We start from the raw sequence: 2,780 nt of genomic DNA on the forward strand, positions 1-2,780 counted from the left end.
CTACGAGACTTAGTAAGTTCTAGCTTTTCTAGCAACGCAGAAGAGAGGTTCGTTTGCGTGACGTATCCCGCTTGTCTTGGGAATGAATCCGTCAAGCGCACAGAAAAGTCGACACGATTGACCTGTGTGTTTGGAAAGTAGGTCAGTGATGTTAGGCAGTCATATGGAACCCAGACGCTCTGACCTGGCTCGACGGCATACTCTTGTTTGCCCAGCTTAATCAAAACCAAACCACTTTGAACCGATACAAGGCTATGCTTAAGTACTTTTTTGCGTGGTGTAATCACCAGGTGTGAAAAGTAAGCCGATGTATATTCAATAGCGAAGTTCATAGATAGTACCTTAGTCTTGGGGCGTCAAGATTACCGTTAATCTTAAAGAATGCCAATAATAACAGGGCATTTTCGATGTTTCTGGTCTGACCTTGTCAAAAGTATGGGCTCTGTAGCTGCGATAAGTCAAAACAACGCGTAGAATGAGCCAGCTTTTTATTATATGAATGAAAAAATGACCTCTCCAACCGATCCATATGTTGATATTCGTCCTTACGGCGATGATGAAATTCCAGCGGCACTAAACCGTCTTATTAATGATGAAGAATTTATCAGTGCGATCTTGCACTATCGTTTTTCAAACCATGCGTCTTGGTTCAAAGCGTTAATGAGCCCGATCTTGCGAGTGTACTTGAAAATGAAATGGAGCAAGCTGACTAGCGTTGAATCCATTCAGATCGAAGTGAAAAAGTACTTACGCGATACGCTCGCTAAAACCACCAAAGGGGTGACATACACGGGTTTAGAGTCACTGGATGCGAACCAAGCGTACCTGTTTGTATCAAACCATCGTGACATTGCTATGGATCCAGCGTTAGTTAATTACGCTTTGCATCTGAAAAATCATCAAACTTGCCGTATTGCCATTGGTGATAACCTACTAAAGAAGCCATGTGCGACTGAATTGATGCGTCTGAACAAAAGCTTCATCGTAAAGCGTTCTCTAAAAGGGCCACGTGAAATGATGAAAGCGCTTGGACAATTGTCTTCGTATATTAAGCACTCTCTAGAAACAGGTAACTCTATTTGGATCGCTCAGAAAGAAGGTCGTGCAAAAGACGGCAATGACTTCACAGAGCCAGCAATTCTGAAGATGTTCCATGTTGAAGGGCGTAAGCAAAAAATCGTATTTCCTGAGTACGTGAAATCATTGAAGATCGTTCCTGTGGCTATTTCATACGAAAACGATCCATGTGACACAGCGAAAGCAATAGAGCTTTTTGAAAAAGACGTAAACGGCAGTTACGAAAAGGGTGAGTTTGAAGATATCGAAAGTATCATTCAAGGCATCATCGGTAATAAAGGGCGTGTTCATGTTGGTTTTGGTCAGGTTATTGACCAAGATTTCGATACACCTGAAGCACTTGCTCAAGAGATTGACCGCCAGATCCACGACAACTACAAACTATTTCCTGTGAACTTATTGGCTGCAGAAAAAGAAGACGAGTCGATTACCGCTGCGGTGAAGCAAGAGTTTGAAGATAAACTATCGAGTTTGCCACAAGGTGCTCGCCAGTACTTGATCGATAGCTATGCGAACCCAGTGAAGAATATTGGTTAACGAGCGTTAGCAAACAAGTTCGTTGATTGAATTGAAAAAGGAGCCTTAGGCTCCTTTTTTGTATCGGCGTGCCTGTGTTTTTCTCTAAAAGCCAAAGCCAAAGCCAAAGCTAAAAAAACAATCAACCAAATAATCAATTAATCGAAATGAAGATTAGCGAGCAACCGCGCCACCAAGATCTAAATTGGTTGGCCACGTGGTAATCGTGTTACCACCTAGATAGATATTGCCTTTGACCGTCATGGTATCGGGGAATGCAGTAATTGCAGATCCGCCAATATATAAATCGCCATCAACCACTATCCCGTTTGGCAGCTCGGTTAAAGGAGTACGGATCACGCTTAGGTCTCCTTTCACTCTAAAGCCGTTGGGAAGCCGTATTAGGGGGGTATCTGTGAGGTTGATGAATCCACCCACTCTCACACCTTTTGGCCAACGGGTAATCTTACTTCCTATCAAGTCGGCGTAGCCTTTTATTTTTACGCCCGATGGAACTCTGGCTAGTAGGCTGTTACCGCCTTTAAGGCTTCCGTTAACTTCTAACCCTTTCGGAAGGCGAGTGATTGCGGTGTTTTCTATATTTAAATTGCCATCGACGACCAATCCTGTCGGTAGCGATGTATAGGGCTTATTTCGTAAATATAAGTTTCCGTAATTATCCAGATGGTTCAATATTTGATACTGATCGAGTGGTTCTGCAGTCACATTTGTTATGGTTAAAGAACCAATAATAAGTACAATTATTCGGAGCATAACAAGCTTCTTATTACGATAGACGTTAACACTATAATGAAAAAATTATTCTCGCATAGTGTTTTACTCATTTGTTGGTCGGTAAAAAAGAATAGAACACAATGAAAGGCGAATCTGTGATTGAAATAAAGCGTCAAATTCTAAAAGGCTTTGTGATTGTAACTTCTGTATTTTGTTCAGTATCAGCGAATGCTAATAAAATAATATCAACGCCCGCTAAGGCTGCAGTCGTCGTCACTCAGAGTGGTTCACAGCAACGAGTTTGTTATTATGATGATAAGGCCTATAGCCTAGGTGCGGTCGTTGAAGTTTCAGGAGTGTTGATTCGATGTGCTGCCGAAAATGATTTTGAGACCAATGGTGCTCTAGGCTGGATTGAGATTATAAAAAAAGACGAGAAATAAACTCGTCTT

At 41.9% G+C, this 2,780-nt stretch carries 3 protein-coding genes and 1 pseudogene; 2 read left to right on the forward strand and 2 right to left on the reverse strand.

The window, feature by feature from the left end:
- Positions 1–332: pseudogene (locus AB4653_RS26980) on the reverse strand (AraC family transcriptional regulator); the annotation flags it as partial.
- Positions 333–507: 175 nt separating this feature from the next.
- Between AB4653_RS26980 and AB4653_RS26985 the strand changes: the two are divergent.
- A complete protein-coding gene (locus AB4653_RS26985; protein WP_029223825.1) occupies positions 508–1,614 on the forward strand; it encodes a 1-acyl-sn-glycerol-3-phosphate acyltransferase in 1,107 nt (368 codons plus the stop codon).
- A gap of 153 nt (positions 1,615–1,767) precedes the next feature.
- Here the strand turns inward: AB4653_RS26985 and AB4653_RS26990 are convergent, their stop codons facing one another.
- Positions 1,768–2,367 (reverse strand): hypothetical protein, encoded by a 600-nt coding sequence (locus AB4653_RS26990; RefSeq protein WP_009845741.1) that lies wholly within the window; start codon positions 2,365–2,367, stop codon positions 1,768–1,770.
- A 101-nt stretch (positions 2,368–2,468) separates the two neighbouring features.
- Between AB4653_RS26990 and AB4653_RS26995 the strand changes: the two genes are divergently transcribed.
- Entirely contained in the window at positions 2,469–2,771 is a 303-nt protein-coding gene (locus AB4653_RS26995) for a YnjH family protein (protein ID WP_009845740.1), read from the forward strand.
- Positions 2,772–2,780: the final 9 nt, after the last annotated feature.

This window comes from Vibrio sp. 10N.222.48.A3, assembly GCF_041475345.1.
GTDB lineage: Bacteria > Pseudomonadota > Gammaproteobacteria > Enterobacterales > Vibrionaceae > Vibrio > Vibrio tasmaniensis_A.